Source organism: Streptomyces sp. NPDC055632, from assembly GCF_053618675.1.
Map to the genome: position 1 here is coordinate 83025 of NZ_JBSHHY010000012.1, position 21663 is coordinate 104687.

Annotated in this window: 22 protein-coding genes; 13 read left to right on the forward strand and 9 right to left on the reverse strand. The window is 72.9% G+C overall.

All coding sequences use genetic code 11. From position 1 onward, the window contains the following. Positions 1 to 3: 3 nt before the first annotated feature. Positions 4 to 672 (forward strand): hypothetical protein, encoded by a 669-nt coding sequence (locus tag ACWGSR_RS17785; RefSeq protein ID WP_453567351.1) that lies wholly within the window; start codon positions 4 to 6, stop codon positions 670 to 672. 24 nt (positions 673 to 696) lie between these two features. Here the strand turns inward: ACWGSR_RS17785 and ACWGSR_RS17790 are convergent, their stop codons facing one another. The 8 genes from ACWGSR_RS17790 to ACWGSR_RS17825 all read right to left on the reverse strand — a co-directional run bounded on the left by ACWGSR_RS17790 (position 697) and on the right by ACWGSR_RS17825 (position 4718). Beyond that, a complete protein-coding gene (locus tag ACWGSR_RS17790; protein WP_376246915.1) occupies positions 697 to 1131 on the reverse strand; it encodes a gas vesicle protein K in 435 nt (144 codons plus the stop codon). After that, on the reverse strand, positions 1128 to 1343 hold the full coding sequence (locus ACWGSR_RS17795; RefSeq protein WP_453567354.1) for a gas vesicle protein: 216 nt from the start codon (positions 1341 to 1343) through the stop codon (positions 1128 to 1130). The genes ACWGSR_RS17790 and ACWGSR_RS17795 overlap by 4 nt, the downstream gene beginning before the upstream one ends. Next, positions 1340 to 2290, reverse strand: coding sequence for a GvpL/GvpF family gas vesicle protein (locus tag ACWGSR_RS17800; protein ID WP_453567356.1), 951 nt, complete (start codon positions 2288 to 2290; stop codon positions 1340 to 1342). The genes ACWGSR_RS17795 and ACWGSR_RS17800 overlap by 4 nt, the downstream gene beginning before the upstream one ends. Beyond that, positions 2287 to 2754, reverse strand: a complete 468-nt coding sequence (locus tag ACWGSR_RS17805; protein WP_376246907.1) for a gas vesicle protein — start codon at positions 2752 to 2754, stop codon at positions 2287 to 2289. Before ACWGSR_RS17805 ends, ACWGSR_RS17800 begins: the two co-directional genes overlap by 4 nt. A gap of 18 nt (positions 2755 to 2772) precedes the next feature. After that, positions 2773 to 3021: a gas vesicle protein GvpG gene (locus tag ACWGSR_RS17810; RefSeq protein ID WP_376246904.1), complete on the reverse strand. Its 249-nt coding sequence runs from the start codon at positions 3019 to 3021 to the stop codon at positions 2773 to 2775. Positions 3022 to 3133: 112 nt separating this feature from the next. After that, positions 3134 to 3850 carry a GvpL/GvpF family gas vesicle protein gene (locus ACWGSR_RS17815; RefSeq protein ID WP_453567358.1) on the reverse strand — a complete coding sequence of 239 codons (717 nt, stop codon included), beginning with the start codon at positions 3848 to 3850 and terminating at the stop codon, positions 3134 to 3136. A gap of 3 nt (positions 3851 to 3853) precedes the next feature. Then, positions 3854 to 4321 (reverse strand): gas vesicle structural protein GvpA, encoded by a 468-nt coding sequence (locus ACWGSR_RS17820; RefSeq protein WP_366378726.1) that lies wholly within the window; start codon positions 4319 to 4321, stop codon positions 3854 to 3856. A 28-nt stretch (positions 4322 to 4349) separates the two neighbouring features. Further along, positions 4350 to 4718 (reverse strand): gas vesicle protein GvpO, encoded by a 369-nt coding sequence (locus ACWGSR_RS17825; protein WP_376246895.1) that lies wholly within the window; start codon positions 4716 to 4718, stop codon positions 4350 to 4352. 204 nt (positions 4719 to 4922) lie between these two features. Here ACWGSR_RS17825 and ACWGSR_RS17830 point away from each other — a divergent pair, with 204 nt between their 5' ends. Further along, positions 4923 to 5831 carry a histone protein gene (locus ACWGSR_RS17830; RefSeq protein ID WP_453567360.1) on the forward strand — a complete coding sequence of 303 codons (909 nt, stop codon included), beginning with the start codon at positions 4923 to 4925 and terminating at the stop codon, positions 5829 to 5831. Positions 5832 to 5834: 3 nt separating this feature from the next. Then, positions 5835 to 6944 (forward strand): SRPBCC family protein, encoded by a 1110-nt coding sequence (locus ACWGSR_RS17835; RefSeq protein WP_453567362.1) that lies wholly within the window; start codon positions 5835 to 5837, stop codon positions 6942 to 6944. A gap of 75 nt (positions 6945 to 7019) precedes the next feature. Here the strand turns inward: ACWGSR_RS17835 and ACWGSR_RS17840 are convergent, their stop codons facing one another. Next, positions 7020 to 8231, reverse strand: coding sequence for a S8 family serine peptidase (locus tag ACWGSR_RS17840; protein ID WP_453567364.1), 1212 nt, complete (start codon positions 8229 to 8231; stop codon positions 7020 to 7022). A 1015-nt stretch (positions 8232 to 9246) separates the two neighbouring features. On the opposite strand from ACWGSR_RS17840, the gene ACWGSR_RS17845 reads away from it, so the two are divergent. The 10 genes from ACWGSR_RS17845 (at position 9247) to ACWGSR_RS17890 (ending at position 21659) form a co-directional block, all read left to right on the forward strand. Continuing rightward, positions 9247 to 9834 carry a TerD family protein gene (locus ACWGSR_RS17845; protein ID WP_453567366.1) on the forward strand — a complete coding sequence of 196 codons (588 nt, stop codon included), beginning with the start codon at positions 9247 to 9249 and terminating at the stop codon, positions 9832 to 9834. 82 nt (positions 9835 to 9916) lie between these two features. Next, complete coding sequence (locus ACWGSR_RS17850; RefSeq protein ID WP_376247315.1) at positions 9917 to 10177, forward strand: twin-arginine translocase TatA/TatE family subunit; 261 nt, start codon at positions 9917 to 9919, stop codon at positions 10175 to 10177. Positions 10178 to 10235: 58 nt separating this feature from the next. Further along, the gene (locus tag ACWGSR_RS17855) at positions 10236 to 10502 is read left to right on the forward strand and encodes a GlsB/YeaQ/YmgE family stress response membrane protein (protein ID WP_376247318.1); all 267 of its coding nucleotides are present in this window, start codon (positions 10236 to 10238) and stop codon (positions 10500 to 10502) included. Positions 10503 to 10720: 218 nt separating this feature from the next. Then, complete coding sequence (locus ACWGSR_RS17860) at positions 10721 to 11971, forward strand: hypothetical protein (RefSeq protein WP_453567369.1); 1251 nt, start codon at positions 10721 to 10723, stop codon at positions 11969 to 11971. Then, positions 11955 to 12725 (forward strand): alpha-ketoglutarate-dependent dioxygenase AlkB, encoded by a 771-nt coding sequence (locus ACWGSR_RS17865; protein ID WP_453567371.1) that lies wholly within the window; start codon positions 11955 to 11957, stop codon positions 12723 to 12725. The genes ACWGSR_RS17860 and ACWGSR_RS17865 overlap by 17 nt, the downstream gene beginning before the upstream one ends. Before the next feature lie 273 nt (positions 12726 to 12998). After that, positions 12999 to 13169 carry a thiazolylpeptide-type bacteriocin gene (locus ACWGSR_RS17870; protein WP_031128743.1) on the forward strand — a complete coding sequence of 57 codons (171 nt, stop codon included), beginning with the start codon at positions 12999 to 13001 and terminating at the stop codon, positions 13167 to 13169. A gap of 434 nt (positions 13170 to 13603) precedes the next feature. Continuing rightward, positions 13604 to 15496 carry a BTAD domain-containing putative transcriptional regulator gene (locus ACWGSR_RS17875; protein ID WP_453567373.1) on the forward strand — a complete coding sequence of 631 codons (1893 nt, stop codon included), beginning with the start codon at positions 13604 to 13606 and terminating at the stop codon, positions 15494 to 15496. A 121-nt stretch (positions 15497 to 15617) separates the two neighbouring features. After that, positions 15618 to 17945, forward strand: a complete 2328-nt coding sequence (locus tag ACWGSR_RS17880) for a TOMM precursor leader peptide-binding protein (protein ID WP_453567375.1) — start codon at positions 15618 to 15620, stop codon at positions 17943 to 17945. Continuing rightward, positions 17935 to 19887, forward strand: coding sequence for a TOMM precursor leader peptide-binding protein (locus tag ACWGSR_RS17885; protein WP_453567377.1), 1953 nt, complete (start codon positions 17935 to 17937; stop codon positions 19885 to 19887). Before ACWGSR_RS17880 ends, ACWGSR_RS17885 begins: the two co-directional genes overlap by 11 nt. A gap of 89 nt (positions 19888 to 19976) precedes the next feature. Then, entirely contained in the window at positions 19977 to 21659 is a 1683-nt protein-coding gene (locus tag ACWGSR_RS17890; protein WP_453567379.1) for a nitroreductase family protein, read from the forward strand. Positions 21660 to 21663: the final 4 nt, after the last annotated feature.

Consider the following 21663-nt stretch of genomic DNA (forward strand, 5'->3'; position numbering starts at 1 on the left):
CGCATGACCATCCACCGGCCGGGACTACCGGAGGACCTTCCGCCGGGCGAGGCGCTGTGGGGCCGGTGGGCGCTGCTCGCGGCGATCGGGGCGACCAGCGCCGAAGAGCAGCGCGCGAGCGGCTACCGCACCGGCCTCCGGGTAGACGCCGAGGGGCTCCACCACGACGACTCCGGCTGCACCTGGTGGACCATGTCCCGAGGGGGCGAGGGCCGCTTCGTGCTCTACGGCGAGGACGAGTCGAGCGGTGTGAAGTGGCACAGGACGCCGATCGACATGCTGGCCGGCGGGCCGGACTGGCTCCCGTACGACGAGCTGCGCGACCGGATCGAGGGGTACGAGCTGGGCTGCGTCTACTGGTACGAGGGCGGGGTCTGGGCCCGCGCGCCGTACCCCGACGACCTCCGGGACGACGGTCTGGACTGCGGCATGAGCGGCCTCGTCGACCGGGAGCGGGTGCTGGGAGAGCTGTCGGACCACGTCCACGACCCGAACGGTGGCGGGGCGGTCGCGGCGGGTCTCCTGGCGGACGCCGAGGCGCACCGGCTGCGGCCGGAGCTCCTCCTCGAACGGTTGCGGCCCGCCCGCCACGACGACGCGCCGCTCGACCTGCCCGCCGTGGCCAGGGCCCTCGACCTGGCGGGCCTCACCGTCTCCTCCCGCTCCTCCTGACGGCGCGGGCCGGAGCCGTGCTGCTCAGTCCGACCGTGGCAGCAGGGGGCCGAGCGGGCCGAGGTCGAGGTTGAGGTCCTGGAGCGTGTAGCCGTGCTCGGCGCAGAGGTCGGACAGGGCGTCGTGCAGGGCCATCAGGGTGGCGCCCAGTTCCTCCTCCTGGTCGTCGGTGAGGTCGCCCGAGTCGACGCGCCGCAGTGCCTGCCGCTCGATGAGTTGGCGCAGCAGTTCCACGACGGTGAGGACGAGTTTGAGCAGGTCCTCCTCCACCGATTCATGGTCGGTCCGGAGCCTTCGGGCGGGGCGCGGGGGTTCGTCGGCCGGGGCGGGCGGGGCCTGGAGGAGGCGGAAGGCGTCGTTCAGGGCGGTGCCCGCCCGGTCCAGGGGCGGAGACGTCTTCGGGGGCCGCTCGGGAGGAGGCCTCCGCGCCCCCGGTGCCGGTGCCGCCTCGTCGTTCACGCCGGCCCCCGGTCCAGCGGTGTCAGGGGGTCCGCCGCCGAGTCGACGGACACGATCAGGGCGCGGAGGGAGATGCGGACGAGGTCGATGTCCGCGATCGACAGGACGATGTCGCCGGAGAGGACCACTCCCCCGCTGAGCAGCCTGTCGAGCAGGTCGACCAGGGCGACCTGCCGGTTGGGCAGCGACTCGGTGGGCCGGGAGACCGTCATGGCGCCGTTCCCTCCCCGGAGGCTTCGGGGGCGGACGGCGGCGACGGTGTGGCGAAGGAGTACGGGGCCCACGGGCCGGTCACCTCGACGCGTACGCCGTCGAGACCCTCCACCGCGGCGGTGAGCGCCGTCCGGAACTCTTCGGCGCGGTCGTGCGGGACGAGGTAGGCGTCGTTGAGGACGTTCTCCTCCGGGCCCGCCAGGGCGCCGCGCTGGGCGGGATGGCGCACGCGGTGCGTGCTGAAGCGGGAGGCCAGGGCCTCGACGCGGTCGGCGGCCTCCTGGGCGTGCCGGTAGCGGACCTCCTGGGCGCTGTGCTGGGCCCGGCGGCTTCGCAGATAGGCCTTGCCGGGGCCGAGGGAGGCGTCGGCGGTGTCCTCTCGGGGCTCCGAGGGGCCGGTGGGGCTGATGTACAGCTTGACGCCGAACTCGCTCCGGTCGCGGAGGAGGGCGATCCGTTCGGCGAAGACGTGGTGCTGGGCGGCGAGGGCGCCGAGGGCACGGTCGTCGTTCTGGTAGACGGTCGCCAGGCGCAACGGGAGGACGGTGTCGTGGCGGGCAACGGTCTGCACGACCTCGTGGTGGGCGCGGGCGACGCCCTCCAGCCACTCCAGGTCCTCGAAGCGGGCCTTCAGCGTCCGCTCGTCGAACTCGTCCGGCGCGACCCGGCTGACGACGAAGGCGACGGGGGCCGGGGCGGTCGTCCGGATCGGGTCCGTCGGCGGGGAATCCGCCCGGAAAGAGCCTGTCGGGAGGGAACCCGTCGCGGGGGAGTCCGGTGAGAGGGAACCCGTCGAGGGGAAGTCCGTCGGCGGGGAGGCCGTCGGGAGTGGCAGGAGGGACACGGGAGCGTCCGACACTCCCCGGACGCCCGCGAGGGACGCACGTACCTCCGGCGTGTCCGGAGCCGCGGCGTACACGTAGGTGAGGTCTTCGCGGCCGTTCATTTCCTGCGCTTCCGCGGCGTCCTCGCCCCCGCTCCACGGCCGGGGGCCGTCCCGTCGTCCGGCTCCGCCTCGTCGTAGACCTCAGCCTCCTCGACGGCCTCCGCGTCCAGCGGCTCCCCCGGTTCCAGCCTCTCGCGCCGCAGCTCCTCCAGCTCCGCGCGGAGCCTGCGGTTCTCCTCCGCGAGGGGGCCGCCGGTGTGCTTCGAGGAGAGCGAGGGGTCGTGCTCCCACCAGTCGATCCCCATCTCCTTCGCCTTGTCCACGGAGGCGACCACGATCCGCAGTTTGATCGTCAGCAGTTCGATGTCGAGCAGGTTGATGCGGATGTCCCCGGCGATGACGATGCCCTTGTCGAGGACCCGCTCCAGGATGTCCGCGAGGTTGGCGGAGGAACTCGGTCCGTACGGCGACGGCGCCGCCCGGGAGGGGGCGGATCCGAACCGGTCGGGCAGGGGGTCAGACACGGCGGCCTCGCTTCCGGATCATCGCGGCCCCCGCCGGTAGGCGTCGATCTCGTCCAGCCGGTCGAGCAGCTCGTCCTCGCGGTGGTCGAAGGTCTCCTGGTCGATCTCTCCCCGTACGAGCCGGCCCTCCAGTTCCTTGAGCTCCTGCCAGACGGGGGCCGGGTCGTAGTACTCCTCCTCGGCCTCCTCCACGACCCGCCGGGCGATCCAGACGGCGCCGCGCACCGGGGCGACGGGGAGCGTGAGCAGCTGCGTCAGCAGTCCCATCCTCCGTGTCCTCCTTCCTTGTCCGTCTCCTGCGGTCCCTGCTCCTTGTCCGTCTCCTGCGGTCTCTGCTCCTTGTCCGTCTCCTGCCGTCCCCGCCGTCCGCCCCGCCCCGCTACCGGACGAAGCTGTACGGCGGCAGGGGGCCGCTCAGCCGGAAGTCCACCCCGTCCCCGAGCTGCCGGACGAGACCCGACTGCGCCGAGAGGAACTCATCCTTCCGGTCGTCGGAGATCAGCAGCGAGAGATTGAGGAAGTCGTCGCCGGACGCCTGCCGGACGTTGTGCTCCCTGGCGTACGGGACGAGCGCGTCGGTCAGTCCGGCCGCGAGCGCGTCCTGCCGTTCCTCCACCTGCGCGGCGACCATCCTGCCGAGGGTGAGCGGGAGCTGGGGGTCCGGGTCCCCGGCGCGGATCCGCTCGTTGAGCTCCCGGGTCTCGGGGGTCTCCCGCAGGATCTGCCGCAGGAGATCCTCCTCGTTCTGCGAGGCCCTCACGTGGTATTCGGCGCAGCCGTCGAGACGTTCCAGGTTGGCGAGGTAGCCGTCGGCGTCCTTGCGGAGGGCCTGCTCGACCGTCGCCTCATCGGCGGCGGTGTAACCGAACTGGAGGGGCAGGACGGGGCCGCCCTCCATGAGGCGCTCCTGCACCTCCTGGTGGATCAGCAGGTCGCGCCGCTTGGGCCGGATCTCCTCGGAGACGTCGCTGACCACGGCGTACAGCGGCCCGCACGCGAGGGCGCGCACCGGGGACGGTTCCGCGCCGACTCCGGTCATGTCCGCGACGGCGAGGGGGTGGTCCTGCCCCGTGATCGCGTAGACGTAGAGGGCCATCGGTCACTCCTTCTCCCGGCGTGCCGCGCGTCGAGCGGGAGGCCGTCGGCGCCGGGGAGCGGGCTCCTCCTCCGCCTCTTCCTCCTCGTCCGGCTCCTCGTCGTCGCGGGACTTCCCGGTCAGGGACTCGGTGACGGCGTCGACCGCCCCGCTGAGCGCTCCCTTGGACTTGCCGTGGGCCCCGCCCTCCATCATGCCCCCGACGACCTCGGGGAGCTGCGCCGGAGCCTTGCGGCCGGATTCGAGGTCGAGCCTGTTGCAGGCCTCGGCGAAGCGCAGGTAGGTGTCCACGCTGGCCACCACGATCCGGGCGTCGATCTTGAGGATCTCGATCCCCACCAGCGAGACGCGGATGAAGACGTCGATCACGAGGCCCCGGTCCAGTATGAGCTCCAGGACGTCGTAGAGAGTGCCCGAGGAGCCTCCGCCCCTGCCGACGGCGCTGCCGCCGCCCTGCGGCACCATTGTCATGGTGCCTCCCTTCACGGCCGAACCGTTCTCAGAACGGCCGATCGATCATCCCGCGGCTGTAGCGGCGGGTGCGTTCGAAGGAGATCAACGCGCCTTCCTCGTCGAGTGAGACCTTGTAACTGGCCAGCACGCTGGTCGTGTCGGGGATGCGCTCCAGCTCCAGCACCTCCACCTGCGCCTCCCACCCCGAATCGGTGGGTTTGAGCGAGGAGACGGACTCGGGCGGTCTGCCGAGCAGCTTCGCCAGTTGCTCGGCGGCCGAACTCATGGCCGAGCCCGCGTCGACGGCTTTCGCCTTGCGCGGCGCGGGTCTGCGCCGGGCGGGAGGGCGCTCCCGCCGCTCGTCGTCGGCGCGTGGGGCGGACCGCCGGGGGCGATCCGAATCTGCTGAGGCCATGTGGCACTTCCAGAAGACGTACAGCCAGTTAGGGCTAGAATTTCATGATATAGGGACAAATGCCATGTCCGGGAGAGCAGGCTCGTTCCCCACCGCCCGAACGGGGCGTCCTCCACAGGCATATGAGCGGAGGTACGGCTCGGTATGGAGGCCCCGTGCGAGGCGACGGCGAGACCGCAGGCGCCCGGTGAAGGGACAGAGGCCATGGATGACACGTCCAAGATCGCCCTGGCGGCCGCGGTGGCCGGGGGCTACGTACTGGGGCGGACGAAGAAGGGGCGTCTCGCGTTCACCGCGGCGACCTACCTGGCGGGGCGACGTTTCGGCCTCGAACCTCGGCAGCTCATGACGGAGGGCCTGAGCAAGCTCAAGGAGATACCCCAGGTGGCGGAGATGGGTGACCAGCTGAAGGGGGAGGCCCTGAACGCCGGCCGCCAGGCACTCAAGGCCGCGGCCAACCGCAAGCTCACCGACCTCGCGGACTCGCTCCACGAACGGACGCTGGCGATCGGCAGCGGCGGCGGCGAGGACGAGGACGAAGAGGAGGACGAGGAAGGGCGTTACGAGGACGAGGAGGACCAGGAGGGCTACGAGGACGACGAGTCGGAGCCCGAGGACGACGACGAAGAGGACACCTGGGAGGAAGAAGAGGAAGAGGAGCCCCGAGAGGACGGGGAACCGGAGGAGGACGAGGAGGAGACCGAACCGGAGGAGGAGGACGAGGAAGAGAGCGAGCCGGAAGAAGAGGACGAGGAGGAGACCGAACCGGAGAAGCCACGGCCGCGCCGGTCCTCACGTTCGCCGTCCCGGACGCGCGGCACGGACGCGTCCGCCGGGAGGAGCGCGCCCGCCAAGAAGACGGCCGCGAAGAAGACGGCCTCGAAGCCGGCGGCGAAGAAGAGCACTCCCGCGAAGAAGACCGCCCCCGCCAGGAAGAGCGCCTCCGCGAAGAAGACCGCTCCCGCGAAGAAGAGTGCCCCGGCGAAGAAGACGGCGGCACGCAAGACGACGGCCGGGAAGGCCTCGGCCAAGAAGACCTCGGCACGCAAGCCGGCGGCGAAGAAGACCGCCTCGAAGAAGACGGCCGCACGCAAGCCGTCGGCGCGGAGGTAGGTCATGGCATCCGAGAACCGCACCTCCGCAAAGGAATCGGGGTCCGGACTGGACCGGCTGTTCGGCGAGCTCGGCGGCTTCCTCTCCGCCCAGACCGGTCAACTGGCAGAGAAGGCCACGGACAAGCTCGGGGACGTCACCGGACAGCTCCAGGACGTGGCCGACAACGGCGGCAGCATCGCGGACATCGGCGGGCGCATGCTCCAGGGGGACTCCCCCGTCAAGGCGATGGTGGGCCACGGCATCGGCGGCCTGAAGGACAAGGTCACCGACGCCGCGTCGAACCTGTTCGGCGGCAAGGGGAAGGGCAAGCGCAAGAGCGGGACCCAGAAGATCACCAGCATCATCGAGACGGTCGACGTGGGCGCTCCGCTCCGGAGGGTGTACGACCACTGGGCCCAGTACGAGGACTTCAGCGGTTTCGCGAAGGGCGTGCGCAACGTCTCGCAGGGTGACGAGACCACCAGTGACTGGAAGGTCAAGGTGGGCCCCTCCACACGCAGTTGGAAGGCCACCGTCCAGGAGCAGGTGCCGGACGACCACATCATCTGGACCTCGGAGGGCGCCAAGGGGTCGACCCGGGGCTGCGTCAGTTTCCACGAACTGGGCCCGTCGCTCACCCGGGTCCTGGTCACCGTCGAGTACTACCCCTCCGGTTTCTTCGAGAAGACGGGCAACGTCTGGCGCGCCCAGGGGCGTCGGCTCCGCCTCGACCTGAAGCACTTCCGCCGCCACGTGACCCTCACCGACGACGAGCCGGAGGGCTGGCGCGGCGAGATCCGCGACGGCGAGGTGGTCCGCACGCACGAGGAGGCCATGGAAGAGGAGCAGGAGCAGGAGCAGGAAGAGGAAGAGGAGCAGGGAGAGGACCAGGAAGCGGACGGGCCCGACGAGGAGGAAGAAGAAGGAGAGGGAGAGCCCCAGGACGAGTACGAGGAGGACGGGGAGTACGGCCCCGGGGAAGAGGACGAGGAGGACGAGGAGGACGAGTACGAGGACGAGGACGGCGAGCCCGGCGAGGAGGACGACGAGGACTACGAGGACGAGGACGGTGAAGGGGGCGAGGACGAGGAAGAGGACGAGACCGCCGGTCGGGGGCGGCGCGGGCGCTGAAGCCCCGCTGTGACCGAACGGGCCCGCCGCGCCCCGGTGTGAGGGGCGCGGCGGGCCGTCGTCGGGCGGGTGCGGTTACTCCACGATCTTCAGGAGCTTGTTGGCGGTGCCGGGAGAGGCGTTGCCGATCTTGTCGGCGGTCGCGCCGCCGACGAGCGCCTCGGCGACCTGGGCCGGGGTGGCGTCGGGGTGGCCGCCGAGGTAGACGGCGGCGGCACCGACGACGTGCGGGGTGGCCATGGACGTACCGGAGATGGTCTTGGTGCCGGTGTCGCTGTCGTTCCAGGCGGAGGTGATGTCCGAGCCGGGGGCGTAGATGTCCACGACCGCACCGAAGTTGGAGAAGCTGGACTGCTGGTCGTCCTTGGTGGAGGAGGCGACGGTGATCGCCTCGGGCACGCGGGACGGGGAGCCCTGGCCGGCGTCGGAGGACTCGTTGCCGGCGGCGACGCCGAAGGTGACGCCGGAGGCTATGGCCTTCTTGACCGCTTCGTCGAGGGCCGGGTCGGCGCTGCCGCCGAGGCTCATGTTGGCGACGGACGGGCCCTGGTGGTTCTTGGTGACCCAGTCGATGCCCGCGATGACCTGCTCGGTGGTGCCGGAGCCGTTGTCGTCGAGGACGCGGACGGCCACGATCTTCGCCTTCTTGGCGACGCCGTGGGCGGTTCCGGCGATGGTGCCGGCGACGTGGGTGCCGTGGCCGTTGCCGTCCTGGGCGGTGTCGTCGTTGTCGATGGCGTCGAAGCCGTCGGTGGCGCGACCGCCGAAGTCGCTGTGGCCGACGCGGACGCCGGTGTCGATGACGTACGCGGTGACGCCCTCGCCCGCGGCGTCGGGGTAGGTGTACTTCTGGTCGCCCGCGGTGTCCGCCTGGTCGACCCGGTCCAGCCCCCAGGAGGGCGGGTTGGCCTGGGTCTCGTTGATGGTGAAGGTGCGGTTCTGGACCACCTTCGCGACGGCCGGGTCGGCGGCGAGGCGCTTGGCCTCCGTCTCGGTGAGGTCGTTGACGGAGAATCCGTTGACGCGGGAGTCGTAGCTGCGGCGCAGCGTGCCGCCGTACTCCTTCGCCAGATCGGTCTTGCCGGCCTTGTCGGTCGTCTCGTCGAGCAGCACGACGTAGCTGCCCGCCACGGCGTTCTCCGCGCCGAGGCCGTAGACGGTTCCTTCGGCGGGAGTGGGGGCCGCACCGGCGAACGGGCCGGTGGCGACGGTCACTCCGGCCGCCGCGGCGATCGCGGTCGCGACGGCGACGATCCTGAACTTGCGGACGCGCTTGTGAGTTGCCATGAAAGAAGGCTCTCCTCGTCAGGATTTGTGGGGGGTTGGGCCACCGGAAGGAAACTCTCCGGCGGCTCGCTCGAAACCCTGACCGATTGACGAGTGCAAATCAACGGGCCTTCACAGAGCTATGACTTTCTCAACAAGGTTTCTTAAAAAGTGAAGGGACAAGTCACCCCAACTCGCCCTCACGGCTCGCCACTCCCTCTCCGGTGCGACGACAACGGGCTTCTTCGGAAAGGTCGTTGACCGGACGACACCGGAGAGGGGGACGGCATGAGCCACGACGACAGCGCCCCCGGGGGCGGCCACGAGGGAACGCACCTCGGCCTCGGAGCAGCTCCTCTTCGGCGGCGAGCTCACCTACGACTACGGGTGGGGCGCCCACAACGGCGCCTGGCTCAAGCTCGGCCTCCGCTCCATGGCCGCCTCGCTCCCCCCGTCGGGTCGCGGTCGCCGTCCGGCTGGCCCGCCGGGCGGACCCCAGGGCGCTCACCACCGTCGCCGTCGGCGACCGCGCGTTTCGCCCGTGAGGCGTGCGAGGAGGCCGGGCTCGTGATCGACCCGGCCGACCTCGACCTCGTACACGCTGTACACCTGCTGTACCGGCCCTGCGTCCCGCCGCGCGTCCAGCCGTTCTTCCGGGCCCGCCGCCGGGAGGGCGTCCCGGAGCCGCGCGAGCCCGACAAGTGCGCGGCGTGGCGGTGGTGGGACCCGAGGACCTTCCGGACGCCCTCGTCCCCTACGCCCGCGCGGCGATCGAGGGCGGCGACGAGGACGAGAGCGACGAGAGGTAGCCCGCTGCCGCAGGGGAACGAGGGGCAGCCCCTCTACCGCTGCCGCAAGGGCCCGCAACCGTGCGCCTTCGCAGACCCCTTCCCCCAAGGCCGGTCAGCGGCATCGGTCCGCAGGGTCCGACAGGCGGGCGCATGCCGTAATTTTCTACACTGCTGTAGATTTCTTGGTACTGGTACTCGATGGTCCGGGGCCGGGCCCGGCCCGGTCCCGTACGAAGGGATGCGGCATGGGTGTGAGTCCGGCCGAGGGCGGCAACGTCTCGCTGAGCAAGGAGGCCCCGGGGCTGACCGCGGTCGTGGTCGGTCTGGGCTGGGACGTGCGGACGACCACCGGCGCCGACTACGACCTGGACGCCAGCGCGCTGCTCCTGAACGAGGCGGGCAAGGCCCTATCCGACCGGCACTTCATCTTCTACAACGATCTGACCAGCCCCGACGGTTCGGTCGAGCACACCGGCGACAACCTCACTGGCGAGGGTGACGGTGACGGTGACGGTGACGACGAGAGCATCAAGGTCGGCCTGTCCGCCGTCCCCGCCGACGTCCAGCGGATCGTCTTCCCGGTCTCCGTCCACGACGCCGCGAACCGGGGCCAGAGCTTCGGCCAGGTCCGCAACGCCTTCATCCGGGTCGTGAACCAGGCCGACGGCGCCGAACTCGCCCGCTACGACCCCTCCGAGGACGCCATCACCGAGACGGCCATGGTCTTCGGCGAGCCCTACCGGCACGGTGCCGAGTGGAAGTTCCGCGCGGTGGGGCAGGGCCACGCCTCCGGTCCGGCCGGCATCGCGGCCGGCTTCGGCGTGAACGTCTGACCCCCGGTCACCCTTCCCACCACCGCCTTCGCCTCCCTCGCCCCCCGCTCACCCCCGTCCCACCGAAGAGGACACGGACACCATGTTCGGCATCAGCGAAACAGCCATCCTGCTCATCGTCGTCATCCTGCTCCTCGGCGCCAAGAAGCTCCCCGACCTCGCCCGCTCCCTGGGCAAGTCGGCCCGGGTCCTCAAGAGCGAGGCCGCCGCGATGAAGGCCGAGTCGACACCGCCGCCCACGGTCGAGGGGCCGACCGTGATCACGGGGATCGTCCACCCCGCCCCGGGTGACACCACCCGTCCCCCAGCGGGCCCCGCCGGTCCCGAAGCGCCCCGCGCCTGAGCCGACGCCCCCGCAGGACACCACCCCTCGACGCCGCACGGAAGGCAGCCTCCACCCCATGGGCATCATCAGCTGGATCGTCCTCGGGCTCCTGGCCGGAGCCATCGCCAAGATCCTCCTGCCCGGCCGTGACCCGGGCGGCCTCATCGGCACCACCCTCATCGGCATCGCCGGCGCCTTCCTCGGCGGCTGGCTCTCCGCCCGGTTCCTCGACCGGCCGATAGAGAACCAGTTCTTCGACCTCGCCACCTGGGGCGCCGCCATCGCCGGGTCGTTCGTCCTCCTGGTCGCGTACCGCCTGCTGTTCGGCAACTCCCGCGACTGACCCGGCGGGGCACGCACCCGCGGACCGGCTCGTCCGCGCCCCGTCCGCCCGTACGGCAGAACCTCGTTGCCCGCCGTCGGGCCGCGTGAGAGCATCGGGGCTCAACGGTCCGTCTGCTTTTGTCCGCACCGCGCGGTGCGGACAAAAGCAGACGGACCGCTGCCATGCCCACGGCGGTGAGGAACCCGTCAAGATCCGCGAACGGCAGGTGCCTTCTGATGCGCCCGACAGAACCGACGAAGGAACGGGCAGAAGCCCGCATCGAGGACGCGGACAACATCCTGGTCGCGCCTTCGGCGTTGCGGGGCGACGAGCTGATCCGGGACTTCTTCGGGTCCGTCGTCACACCGGAGGAGTTCGCCTCCGGTTCGCTCGACCTCGCGCGGAAGACCGTCTACCTGTGCGGCGACACGTCCGGAATCAGCGGCGGCCGGCTGAAAGCCGCGGAGCGGGTTTTCGTCGTCCGGGAGCTGTCGCACGGTCACCGCGAAGGTGACGACGAAGCGTGGATCCCCGTCGGCCTCGGCCGGGTTCCCCGCCGCGTGCACGGCGTCGGCGTGTACTACCCCCGCTTCTTCGCACTCGACGCCGATCACTTCGGACGGATCCGTGCGGAGCACGCGTTCCAGTCCCTGACGGAGTCCACCAAGCCCGGAACGGCCCACCGCAGCGGAATCTATCTGACGCCCGTCACGCAGGACGGTGACGCACTGCGTTTCAGCCTGCTCCGGTGCTCCACGAACCTCTCGGGGCCGACCGAGAACTTCCGTCCGACCGACACGCACATCGTCGGGGCGCTGAACCGCGAGGCCGCCGCCGTCTTCCGGGACCAGGCGCCGCTCAACCACGTCCTCGCCCAGACCTACCACAACACCCGTGCCACGGAAGAGCGCAAGCAGTCCAAGGCCAAGATCTCGTCCCACGCCGACAAGACCAAGGACATGCCCGTCAACGGCATCATGGCCTTCTGCACCTTCTACGACCGGCTCGACGACCTGCGGCCCCTGGCCGAGGACGGCGGAGACGGTTTCGACTACGGCGTGAAGGGCGTCAGTGCGCTGACCAGGCTTCGCTTGCGCCTCAAGGAGTCGGCCGAGGAGTTCGACGGGGGCACGCTTCCCCGGCAGTTCACCCTGACCCTCCATCCCGGGTCCGTGTTCCTCATGCCGCTGTCCACCAACCGCCTGTACACGCACGAGATCCGGCCCTCGACGCTGGACGCCGCACTGCTCCCGACCCGTCTGGGATACGTGGTGCGCTGTTCGAGCACGGAAGCCGTTCACAAGGACGGTCGCACGTTCCTCGAAACGGCCGGTGGTCCGGTGGAGCTGGAGCCGCCCACGGAGGCCGGCATGAACGAGCTGCGCAGGCTGTACGCCGAGGAGAACAAGTCGTCGTCCTTCGTCGATTACGGCGACGAATTCCTCTTCAGCATGAACACGGGAGACTATCTTGCCCCCCGAGTCTAGGATCCCCGACGAGATCATCTCGTGCGTCCTGCCGCCCGAGGTCGACCTCTTCGCGGAGCTGTCCGCGTCGGCCCGCCTGGAAGACCTGGGAAAGGGCCGGCGCGGCACCGTGCTCACCAGGGTCGACGAGGCGGGCGGGGTGCCTCTCGTACGCACCACCACGCGGTACGGCGGTCCGGCGCAGCGTTTCCGGGCGGTGCACGAACGGCTGGCGCGGCGGGTTCAGGAAAGCGCGGCGCTTTCGGTCGGCTTCAACAACGCCCTGGTCGAGATCTACACCAACGCCTACACGACCATGGGCAGCCATTCCGACCAGGCCCTCGACCTGGCCGACGAGTCGTTCATCGCCGTCTTCTCCTGCTACCGGAATCCCGGGGCGGGCCCGCCGAGAAAGCTGGTGTTCGGGTCCAAGGAGCCCGGGGACGGGAAGTTCGAGATACCCCTCGTCCACAACGGAATCGTCGCGTTCTCCGTCGAGACGAACCGGCGGCTCAGGCACAAGATCGTGCTGGACGCGCCCGGACGGGCGGCGGACAACGAATGGCTGGGCGTGACGTTGAGAACGTCGAAGACCTCCGTCCGGTTCCACGACGGACACGCGCGCCTCCCGCAGGGCGCGCGCCTCACGGCGGCCGACGACGAGCAGAGGCAGGAGTTCTACGGCCTGCGGCGCCGCGAGAACAGGGAGACGGACTTCGCCTATCCCCCGCTGACGTACACCATCAGCGAGAGCGATCTGCTGCCGCCCGTGTGACCTCGCCCTTGTGAACTCACCCGTGTGACCTCACCTGTGTGACCTCACCCTTGTGAACTCGGCGGATCCGCCGCGGTTGACACGGAGATCGCCCTCCGGAGAGGGGTGACGGCGGCGGCTCCGCGCCGGGTGCCGGTGAAGTGCCAGCGATGTGCCAGCGGACCGCCAGCGGAAAGTGCGCCGGTGGTGAGCGGAGGGCGGTGGAATGGTTCCGTACCGGTACCCACGAGGTCACCGGCCGCGGCGATCCGCCCTGACTCATCGGGAGGCACCATGAACAAGGACCTGAGCACCCTCGCGGACGAGATCCTCGAGCTCGAGGCCGAGACGTTCGAGATCTCGGACTACTCGGACGCCAGCGAGGTCGTGCTGGCCGGCTGCACCAGCACCAGCTCCACCTCGACCTCCAGCTCCACCTGCAGCACCACCTCCTGCTCCGCCTGACCTCCGTCGGGGCCCCGGCGCCCGGTCCGCGCACGTCTCCGTGAGGAGGCGCGCGCGGACCGGGCGTTCCGCATGCCGCCGCGCCCCTCCCCGGCCCGCGTGAATACCGCGGCAACGCCCGGGAAACACCACGCGGATGTCAAGTCGCTTACAGGCCGAGCGAGTTCGACCGCCCACGGGTGAAGGCGTCTCCACCAGTGACGCTGCCGACCCGCGCTCCGCGCCCTCCTCCCTCCGTGCTCCTCCGGCATTTCACGGCCCCCCTTGACCGTGCGATCTACGCAGGTAGACACTCACCACTGCCACACGGCCGAACCACGCGTGAAGACGGCTTCACAGGCGCTCCGCCCTGCCCGCGGCCGTGGGACACGTCTCCCGGGAGCGCCGTGGCACGCAGGCCCGGCAGGGGTTCAACCGTCAACGGAGGGAACTCGGTGCGTTTCCAGTTGCTCGGTCCGCTCAGCATCACCGACGGGCGTGACGTGGTGGTCCTTCCACCGGCCAAACCGACGTCGCTCCTCGCGGCGCTCCTGGTCCGCCCCGGCGAGGTGGTCCCGGTCTCACGCCTCCGGCAGGCCGTCTGGGGCGAGGAGCAGCCGGCGACGGCGAAGGCGGCCCTGCAGAGCTGCGTCCTGCGGCTGCGCCGCCTCTTCGCCAAGTACGACATCGAGGACCGGGCGGTGGTCGCGGTGGCCGGCGGCTACCTCCTCCCCGCCGACGACGAGAGCCTGGACCTGCTGCACTTCCGCCGTCTGACCGCCGAGGCCGAGGGGGCGGGAGAGGCCGAACTCCCCCTGCTGCGCCAGGCCCTCGACCTGTGGCGGGGCCCCCTCCTCACCAACGTCCCCTCCGAGCTCCTGCACCGCGACGAGGTGCCCCGGCTGGTCGAGGAGCGGTTACGCGTCCTGGAGCGGGTCTGCGAGATCCAGCTCGCCCGGGGGCGATGTCGCGACGTCCTGGTCGACCTGTGGGAGGCCACCCGGGCCCGCCCCCAGCACGAGGGGCTCGCCGCCCAGCTCATGCGGGCGCTCTACCGGGTGGGACGGCAGAACGAGGCCCTGGCCGAGTACCGGAGGATCAGGGCGCACCTCCGGGACGAACTCGGCGTCGACCCGGGCACGGAACTGCAAGAACTGGAACTGGCCATCCTGCGCGGCGACGAACCCCGGGGGCACGTTCCGGCCACCGCGCCGCTCGTGTCGGCGCCGCTCGCACCCGCATCACCCGCGCCCCCACCCGCACTCCCCGCACCCGCGTCGCCCGCGTCCGCGTCGGCCTCCTCCCCCTCCTCTCCTCCCGCCCCCTCCGACGGCCCGGAGACCGCGGGACCGCGCCTGCCCCACGTCCCCGGCTTCACCGGCCGCACCCACGAGACCGCCGCCCTGGTCAACCACCTCGGCGAGGGCGCGCGGGGCGGCTCCGCCCCGGTGCTCGCGGTGGTCTCGGGCGGGCCGGGCATGGGCAAGACCGCGCTGGCCCTGCACGCCGCGCACCTGGTGGCCGACCGCTATCCGGCGGGTGCCGCGCTGCTGCCGATGAGCGGGTCCGACGGCTCGCCCCGGCCGGCCGGCGAGGCCGCCGCGGAGCTGCGGGCGCTCCTCCCCTCCGGCGCCTCCCCCGGCTCGTCCCTGGTGGTGCTCGACGACGTCGTGCACCCGGACCAGGTACGGCGCTTCCTGGACGCGACCGGCTGCGGCGCCGTCGTCGTCACCAGCCGCATGGGCCTGGCCGCCCTGGTCGCCACGCACGGACCCGCGGTGGTCCAGCTCGGCGCCCTGTCGCCGCAGGAGTCCCGCGCGCTCCTGACCGCCGTCCTGGGGCAGGAGCGGGTGGCGGCCGAGACCGCCGCCGCACACGCCCTCACGGAGGCCTGCGGGCACGTGCCGCTGGCCCTGCGGATCGTCGCGGCCCGGCTGCTCACCCGGCCGAGGATGCGCCTGGCCGACCACTCCGCGTGGCTGCTGCGCGACCTGCCCGCCCGGCTCGCGCTGCCCGACGACCCGAGGATGTCCGTGCCGCTCGCCCTCGACGGGGCCCTGCGCCGGCTGCCCGCCCCGCTCGCCGACGCGCACCTGCGGCTGGCGCGCCTCGACGGGCGGATCACCGCGCCGGACGCGGCCGGGGCCCTCTCCGTCCCCGAGACGGACGCCGAGGAGGTGCTCGAACGGCTCCTCGACACCGGGCTCATCGAGGAGGACCAGCCCGGCGCCCTCCGCATGAACCCGCTGTTCCGCGCCCACGCGCTGCACCGGTCCCGCCGTCCCGGCGGCGCGCCGCAGTCCCTCGTCGCCACGGCCCGGCACGCGCTGCCGTCGGGAGCCACCTGACCCGCTCAGGCCGCACAGCCCTCGGAGAACGGCCACCCGCCCCGTCCTCCGCGACCCCGTACGTCCCGCCTTTCAGTCCCGCGCGGCCCACAAGGCCCCGACCCGGAGGTGCGTTCCCCGCATGCCCACGACGCCGTACGAGGAGACCGCCGGCACCCGCCCCAGGGTGCGCCGCGACGTGCTGTTCACCGAGACGCCCAAGGGCGTGATCTTCCACAACGCCGACGGCGGCTTCCAGGTCGGCTCCCCGTCCGCCTACCGCTTCGCCACCCTCCTCGTCCCCCACCTGGACGGCAGCCGGACCGTGGCGGAGATCTGCGAGGGCTTCAAGGAGCCGCAGAAGGCGATGGTGGGCAGTCTGGTCAAGGCGCTGTACGCCCGCGGCTTCGCCCGGCCCGTGCCGGACCCGGCCGAGGGGGACGCGTCCGTGGAGCCGGCGGTCGCGGCCCGTTTCGCGCGGCAGATCGCGTACGTCGACCACTACGTCGACGGCGCCGAGAGCCGGTTCGCCGCCTTCCGGAACACCCGCGTCGCCGTGCTCGGCGACGGTCCGGTCGCCCGCTGGTGCGCGCTCTCCCTGATCCGCAACGGCTGCGCCTCCGTCGGCGTCGAGGCCGCCCCGGCCGAAGGGCCCGCCACGGCGGCGGAGTTCGGCGCGCTCCGGGCGGAGGCGGCGGAGCTCACCGCCGGCGGCAGCCCGGCGGAGGTGACGGTGCTGCCGGGCACGGAGTCCGGCGGGGCCGGCGGCTGGGACGCGTACGCGGGGTACGACGTGGTGGTGGCCGCCGCCGGGCGCGACGCGTTCGGGACCTCGGTCGCCCTGCTGCGGCGGGGCGTCCCGGAGGGCCGGCTCCTGCTCCCCGCCTGGACGTTCGGCGGACGGGTCGTGGTCGGGCCGGCCGGGACGCCGGACTCCGAGGGCTGTGTGGCCTGCGCGGCCCTGCGGCTCGGCGCGACGGGGGACGCGGCGGTGGCGGCCGATCTGTGGAGCGACCTCGCCCTGAACGGACCGGCGTCGCGGGGGAGTTCCGCGTCCGCACCGCGCGGCCCGCTCGCCGCGATGCTCGGGAACCTGCTCGGGTACGAGGTGTTCCGGCTGGTCACGGAGGCGCTGCCGGCCGAGACGCGGGGGCAGGTGCTGCTCCAGGACACGGCCTCCTTCGACGTACTGGCGGAGCGGCTGCTGCCCCATCCGCGCTGCCCGCTCTGCCGGACTCCGGCCGCCCCCGCCGGGCCCGTCGACCTCGCGGAGGCGGCCGGGCGGCCCGCCTTCCGGCCGGTGGTCGCCGCCGCCCCCGAGGACGGCGCGACCGAGGGGCCGCTCGCGGACCTCGACCGGCGTTCGCTCGCGGTCCGGCCGTCCGTCGGGGTCTTCACCCGGTACGCGGACGAGCCGGTGACCCAGACCCCGCTGAAGGTCGGCGCCGTGGAGGTCGGCCTCGGCGCGGCCGGGACGCGGACCGTCGTCGCCTTCGACGTCCAGCACACGGCGGGTGCCCGGCTGCGCGCGCTCGACGCCGCCGCCGAGGTGTACGCCGAGCACGTCGTGCCCACCGTCCCCGCCGCCTCCGTGGGGACCGGCTCCCCGTCGGGCCACGGGGAGGCGTCCCCCCGGGTGGATCCGGACGCGCTGACCACGGCCGCCGGTGCCGGTGGCGATCCGGTCGCCTCCTGGGTCCTGGCCACGTCGCTGCTGACCAAGGAGCCGGTCCGGGTGCCGGCCGGCGCCGTCCGCCCCTTCGGGCCGGACAACCCGGACCGCCGCTTCGAGCCGTCCCGCGCCGGGGCGGGCGCGGGCGCCGGTCTGCCGGAGGCCTCGGCGGCCGGTCTGCTGTCCGCGCTCGCCCACGACGCGCTGCGGCGGTCCGTACGGGGAGCGGGGCGTACGGCGGTGATCCCCCCGGCCGTGTTCGACGAGGTCCCCGAGACCCGCTTCCTGCTGCGTTCCGCCGGGCACCTGGGCCTGGACGTCGAACTCCTCGACCTCGGGGAGGAGGAGCGCACCGGGGTGTCCGTCGTCCTCGCCAGGACCCGGCCCACGGAACAGGACGGGAAGGGCGGGAAGAACGGGCACACGGGGGCGGACGGGCCGGGCCGGTGGGCCGTCGGCGCCGCCCTGGACCGGTCCGACGCGGCCACCGACGCCCTGCGCGACCTGCTCGGCGCGGCCCAGCTCGCCGCGGAGGGGGTCCTCGGCGCGGAGGGGGCCCACGGCGCGCCCGACACCGGCGACCCGCTCCTCGCGGACCTCGACGCGGCCCTGATCCCGGTGACGGCCGACGGCCCCGCGCCCGCGCTCTCCGCCGTGACCTGGACGGACGTGCTGGAACGCCTCGCCGCCGCCGGCCGGGACGCCCTCGTCGTGCCCACGCACGCCGCCGACCTGCCCGCCGCCGGCATCCACACCGTCCGGGTCCTGCTCACCAGGGCGGCCGGCGATGACCGCTGACCTCGTCGAGGCCCCGGTCGACGGGGCCGGGGAAACGCGGCGCGAGGCGTGCCGCCTCTTCGCCGAGGAGCTCCGCGGCGCCCTGGCGGACCTGCCGCCCGCGCCCGGCCGCCCGGTCCCGGACCTCGCGGTCTCGGCGCTGGGCGTACGGGACGCCTTCCGGGTGCGGCGGGAGGGGGCCGCCGCGCGGTCCTCGCTCCCCGTCCACCTGTACGGCGGGCACGTCCTGGTCGGGCCCTGGCCCGTGGCGGACCGGCCCGGCTGCGGCGTCTGTCTGGAGCGCCGCTGGCAGGGCGTGCGCTCGGTGGGGCTGCGGGAAGGGCTCGAACTGCGCGGCGGCACCCGGGAGGCGGGGCCCTGGCCCCACCGGACGCCGTTCGCGGCGCGGACCGTCGCCGCCCTGGTCGCCGGGCTCACCGCCGCTCCCCCGGACGGCCGGGGCCCCTTCCCGGACGTGTGGCTCGTGGACCTGGAGCGGCTGACCGTGCGGCACCACCCGCTGGTGCCGGAGCCGGACTGCCCCGGCTGCGGCGTCCCGGAGCCGGTGACGGCGGAGGCGGCGGCCCTCGTCCTGCGGCCCGCGCCCCCGTACCGCCCGGGCGCCGGGCGGGTGCGGCCGGTGGAGGCGTACGGCCTGCCGGTGGACGCGTTCGCCAACCCGCACTGGGGCGCGGTGGGTTCGTCGGTGGTGTGCGACGTCACCTCGCCGACCACCTCGGCCACCGTCGGCTGCTTCTCCAGCCGGTCCGGGGAGTACCTGCGGGAGACGTTCTGGGGCGGTCACGCCGACACGTACCGCGCCAGCACCCTGATCGGCGTCCTGGAAGGCCTGGAGCGCTTCGCGGGGATGCGGGCGCGGGGCCGCGCCGTCACCCTGACGGCGTCCCTGGACGAGCTGGGGCCGACCGCCGTCGACCCCCGGGAGACCGGTCTCTACACGGAGGAGTTCCACCGGGCCAACCCGTGGGTGCCGCCGTTCGCCCCGGACCGTCCCGTCCCGTGGGTGTGGGGCTGGTCGCTGCGGGACGGGATCCCCCGTGCCGTGCCCGAGGTGCTCGCGTACTACCACAAACCGGGGATCGAGCACCGGTTCGTCCAGGAGAGCTCCAACGGCTGCTCCTCCGGGGGCAGCCTGGAGGAGGCCGTGCTCGGCGGTCTGATGGAGGTCCTGGAGCGGGACGCCTTCCTGCTCGCCTGGCACGGACGGCAGCCGCTCCCCGAGATCGACCCGGCGACCAGCACCGACCCGCGCACCCGGATCATGGTGGACCGGATGGCCTTGTACGGCTACCGGGCGAGGTTCTTCGACACCCGGATCACCTTCCCCGTGCCCGTGGTGACGGGGGTCGCCGAGCGGTTCGACGGGGGTCCGGCCCGGATGTGCTTCGGGGCCGGGGCGTCCCTGGACCCGGAGGCGGCGCTCGCCGCGGCCCTGTGCGAGATCGCCACCGACTCGGTGCAGCTGCTCCAGCGGTTCGAGCGGAACGAGGCCGGATACCGGGCCATGGCCGAGGACTTCGGGAAGATCACCAGCCTGCACGACCATCCGCTGGTCTACGCGGTGCCGGAGATGGGCCGCCATGCCGACTTCCTGCTCCGCAGGCCCGCGCCGCCCGAGCCCGTGTCCGTGGCCGCTCTGCGTCCGCCCGGCTCCGAGCGGATCGGGGCGGACGTGCGGGACGACCTGCTCGTGGCGGTGGAGGCCGTGACCGCCGCCGGGTTCGACGTGGTCGTCGTCGACCAGACCGCGCCCGAGCAGCGGGCCCTGGGACTGCACACCGTGAAGGTGCTCGTGCCGGGCCTGCTGCCGCTCGACTTCGGCTGGACGCGGCAGCGCGCCCGGCACATGCCCCGGACGCGCACCGCGCTGCGCGAGGCGGGCCTGCGGCCGGACGACCTGACCGGGGCCGACCTCAACCCCGGCCCGCATCCCTTCCCGTGACGCCCCGTCACCCAAGGCCATCGGCCAGGGCCATCCGACCGGGCGAGTGCGCCCGACGCCCGGGGAAACCCGGAGAAAGGGGGGAACCCATGGGGTACGCGCATGAGTACGCGCACGCCGTCCTGCACCGCGGCCGCGTTCCGATGGAGCCCACCGACCACGTCGTGAACTGGGCCGACGGCCCGCGCCGGGGCAAGTACTACCCGGACGTCGAGGCGTTCGCGCTGCCGGACACCGAGGACCTCGCGGACGTCCCGATCGCGCCCGGCCTGCTGCCCGGCGACGGGGGCCCCGAGCCCGGGGACCACCCCGGGTTCGGCCTCCCACTGCTGTCCGCGATGCTGAAGGACTCGTACGGCCTGACCGGGCGCCGTCTCGGGATCCAGGCCAACACCGATCTGGCCGGGCTGCCGTACTACCACCACGCCAACTGGTCGCGCGGCACGGCGGGCGGCGGCGGGCTCTACCCGGTGAGCGTCCACTGGGCGGCCGGCCCCTCCGGCCCCCTCACCCCGGGCCTCCACTACTACGACGTCCAGCGGCACGCCCTGCAACGGCTGCTGACCGGCGACGTCACGGACCGGGTCCGCGAGGCGCTGGGCCCGGACGCGCCCGACGGGGCCCTCGACACCGACCAGTACCTGATCCTCGGCGTCAAGTACTGGCAGAACTCCTTCAAGTACAACAGCTTCTGCTTCCACGTGGTCTGCACCGACCTCGGCACCCTGGCCCAGACCTGGCGGATCTGGGCCGCCGCCCGGGGGCTGCGGCTCGCGCCCGCCCTGTGGTTCGACGAGCCCGCCCTGAACGGGCTGCTCGGGGTGGAGGGCGAGGAGGAGGCGGTGTTCGCGGTCGTGCCGCTGCGCTGGGACGGAGGCCGGGCGGCGGTCGCGGAGGCCGCGCGCCCGGAGACCGTACGCCCCGGAGCCGCCCTCCCGGAGGCCTTGCGCACGGACCCGCGCCACCGGCCCGCCGTCCGGCACCGGGACGTCGAGCGCTCCCGTACCCTCCTCGGCTTCCCGCAGGTGCGCGCGATGCACCGGGCGACCCTGGAGGGCGCCACCGCCCGGCCCGCCCCGGACGCGCTGGCCGCCGCCGCGGCCCTCACGGACACGGCTCCCACGGACACGGCCGACGGGGGCGTGCGGGTCCCCCTGCCCGCACCGGCCTTCCCGGACACCGGGGTGCGCCGGGCCCTGCGGGAGCGGCGTTCCAGCTTCGGCCGGTTCGACGCGCGCCGGAAGGTGTCCGCCGAGCACCTGTCGGCGGTCCTGGCGGCCTGCGCCGGGACCCGGCTGGCCGGCGACACCGACCCGGCCGGGGAGCACCGGCTCGCCCGGCTCTACGCCTTCGTCAACCACGTGGAGGGGACCGGGCAGGGCGCGTACGCGTACGACCCCGACCGCGGCGACCTGCGGCCGGTCGTCACCGGGCCGCAGGGCCCCTTCCTCCAGGAGAACTACTTCCTGGCCAACTACAACCTGGAGCAGGCCGGGGCGGTCCTGGTGCCCACCGTGCGGACCACGGCCGTCCTGGACGCCGTCGGCGACCGGGGCTACCGGCTCGCCGTCGCCACCGCCGGGGCCGTCGCCCAGGGCTTCTACCTGGCGGCCTCGGCCCTGGGCCTGGGCGCGGGCGTGGCGCTGGGCTTCGACAACGTCTCGTACGCCGAGCGGCTCGGGCTCACGGGCGGCGACGAGGCCCCGCTGCTCGTCATGGCCCTCGGTCACGAACGGCCCGGGCCCGCCGACTTCCGCCACGAGATCGCCTGACGGC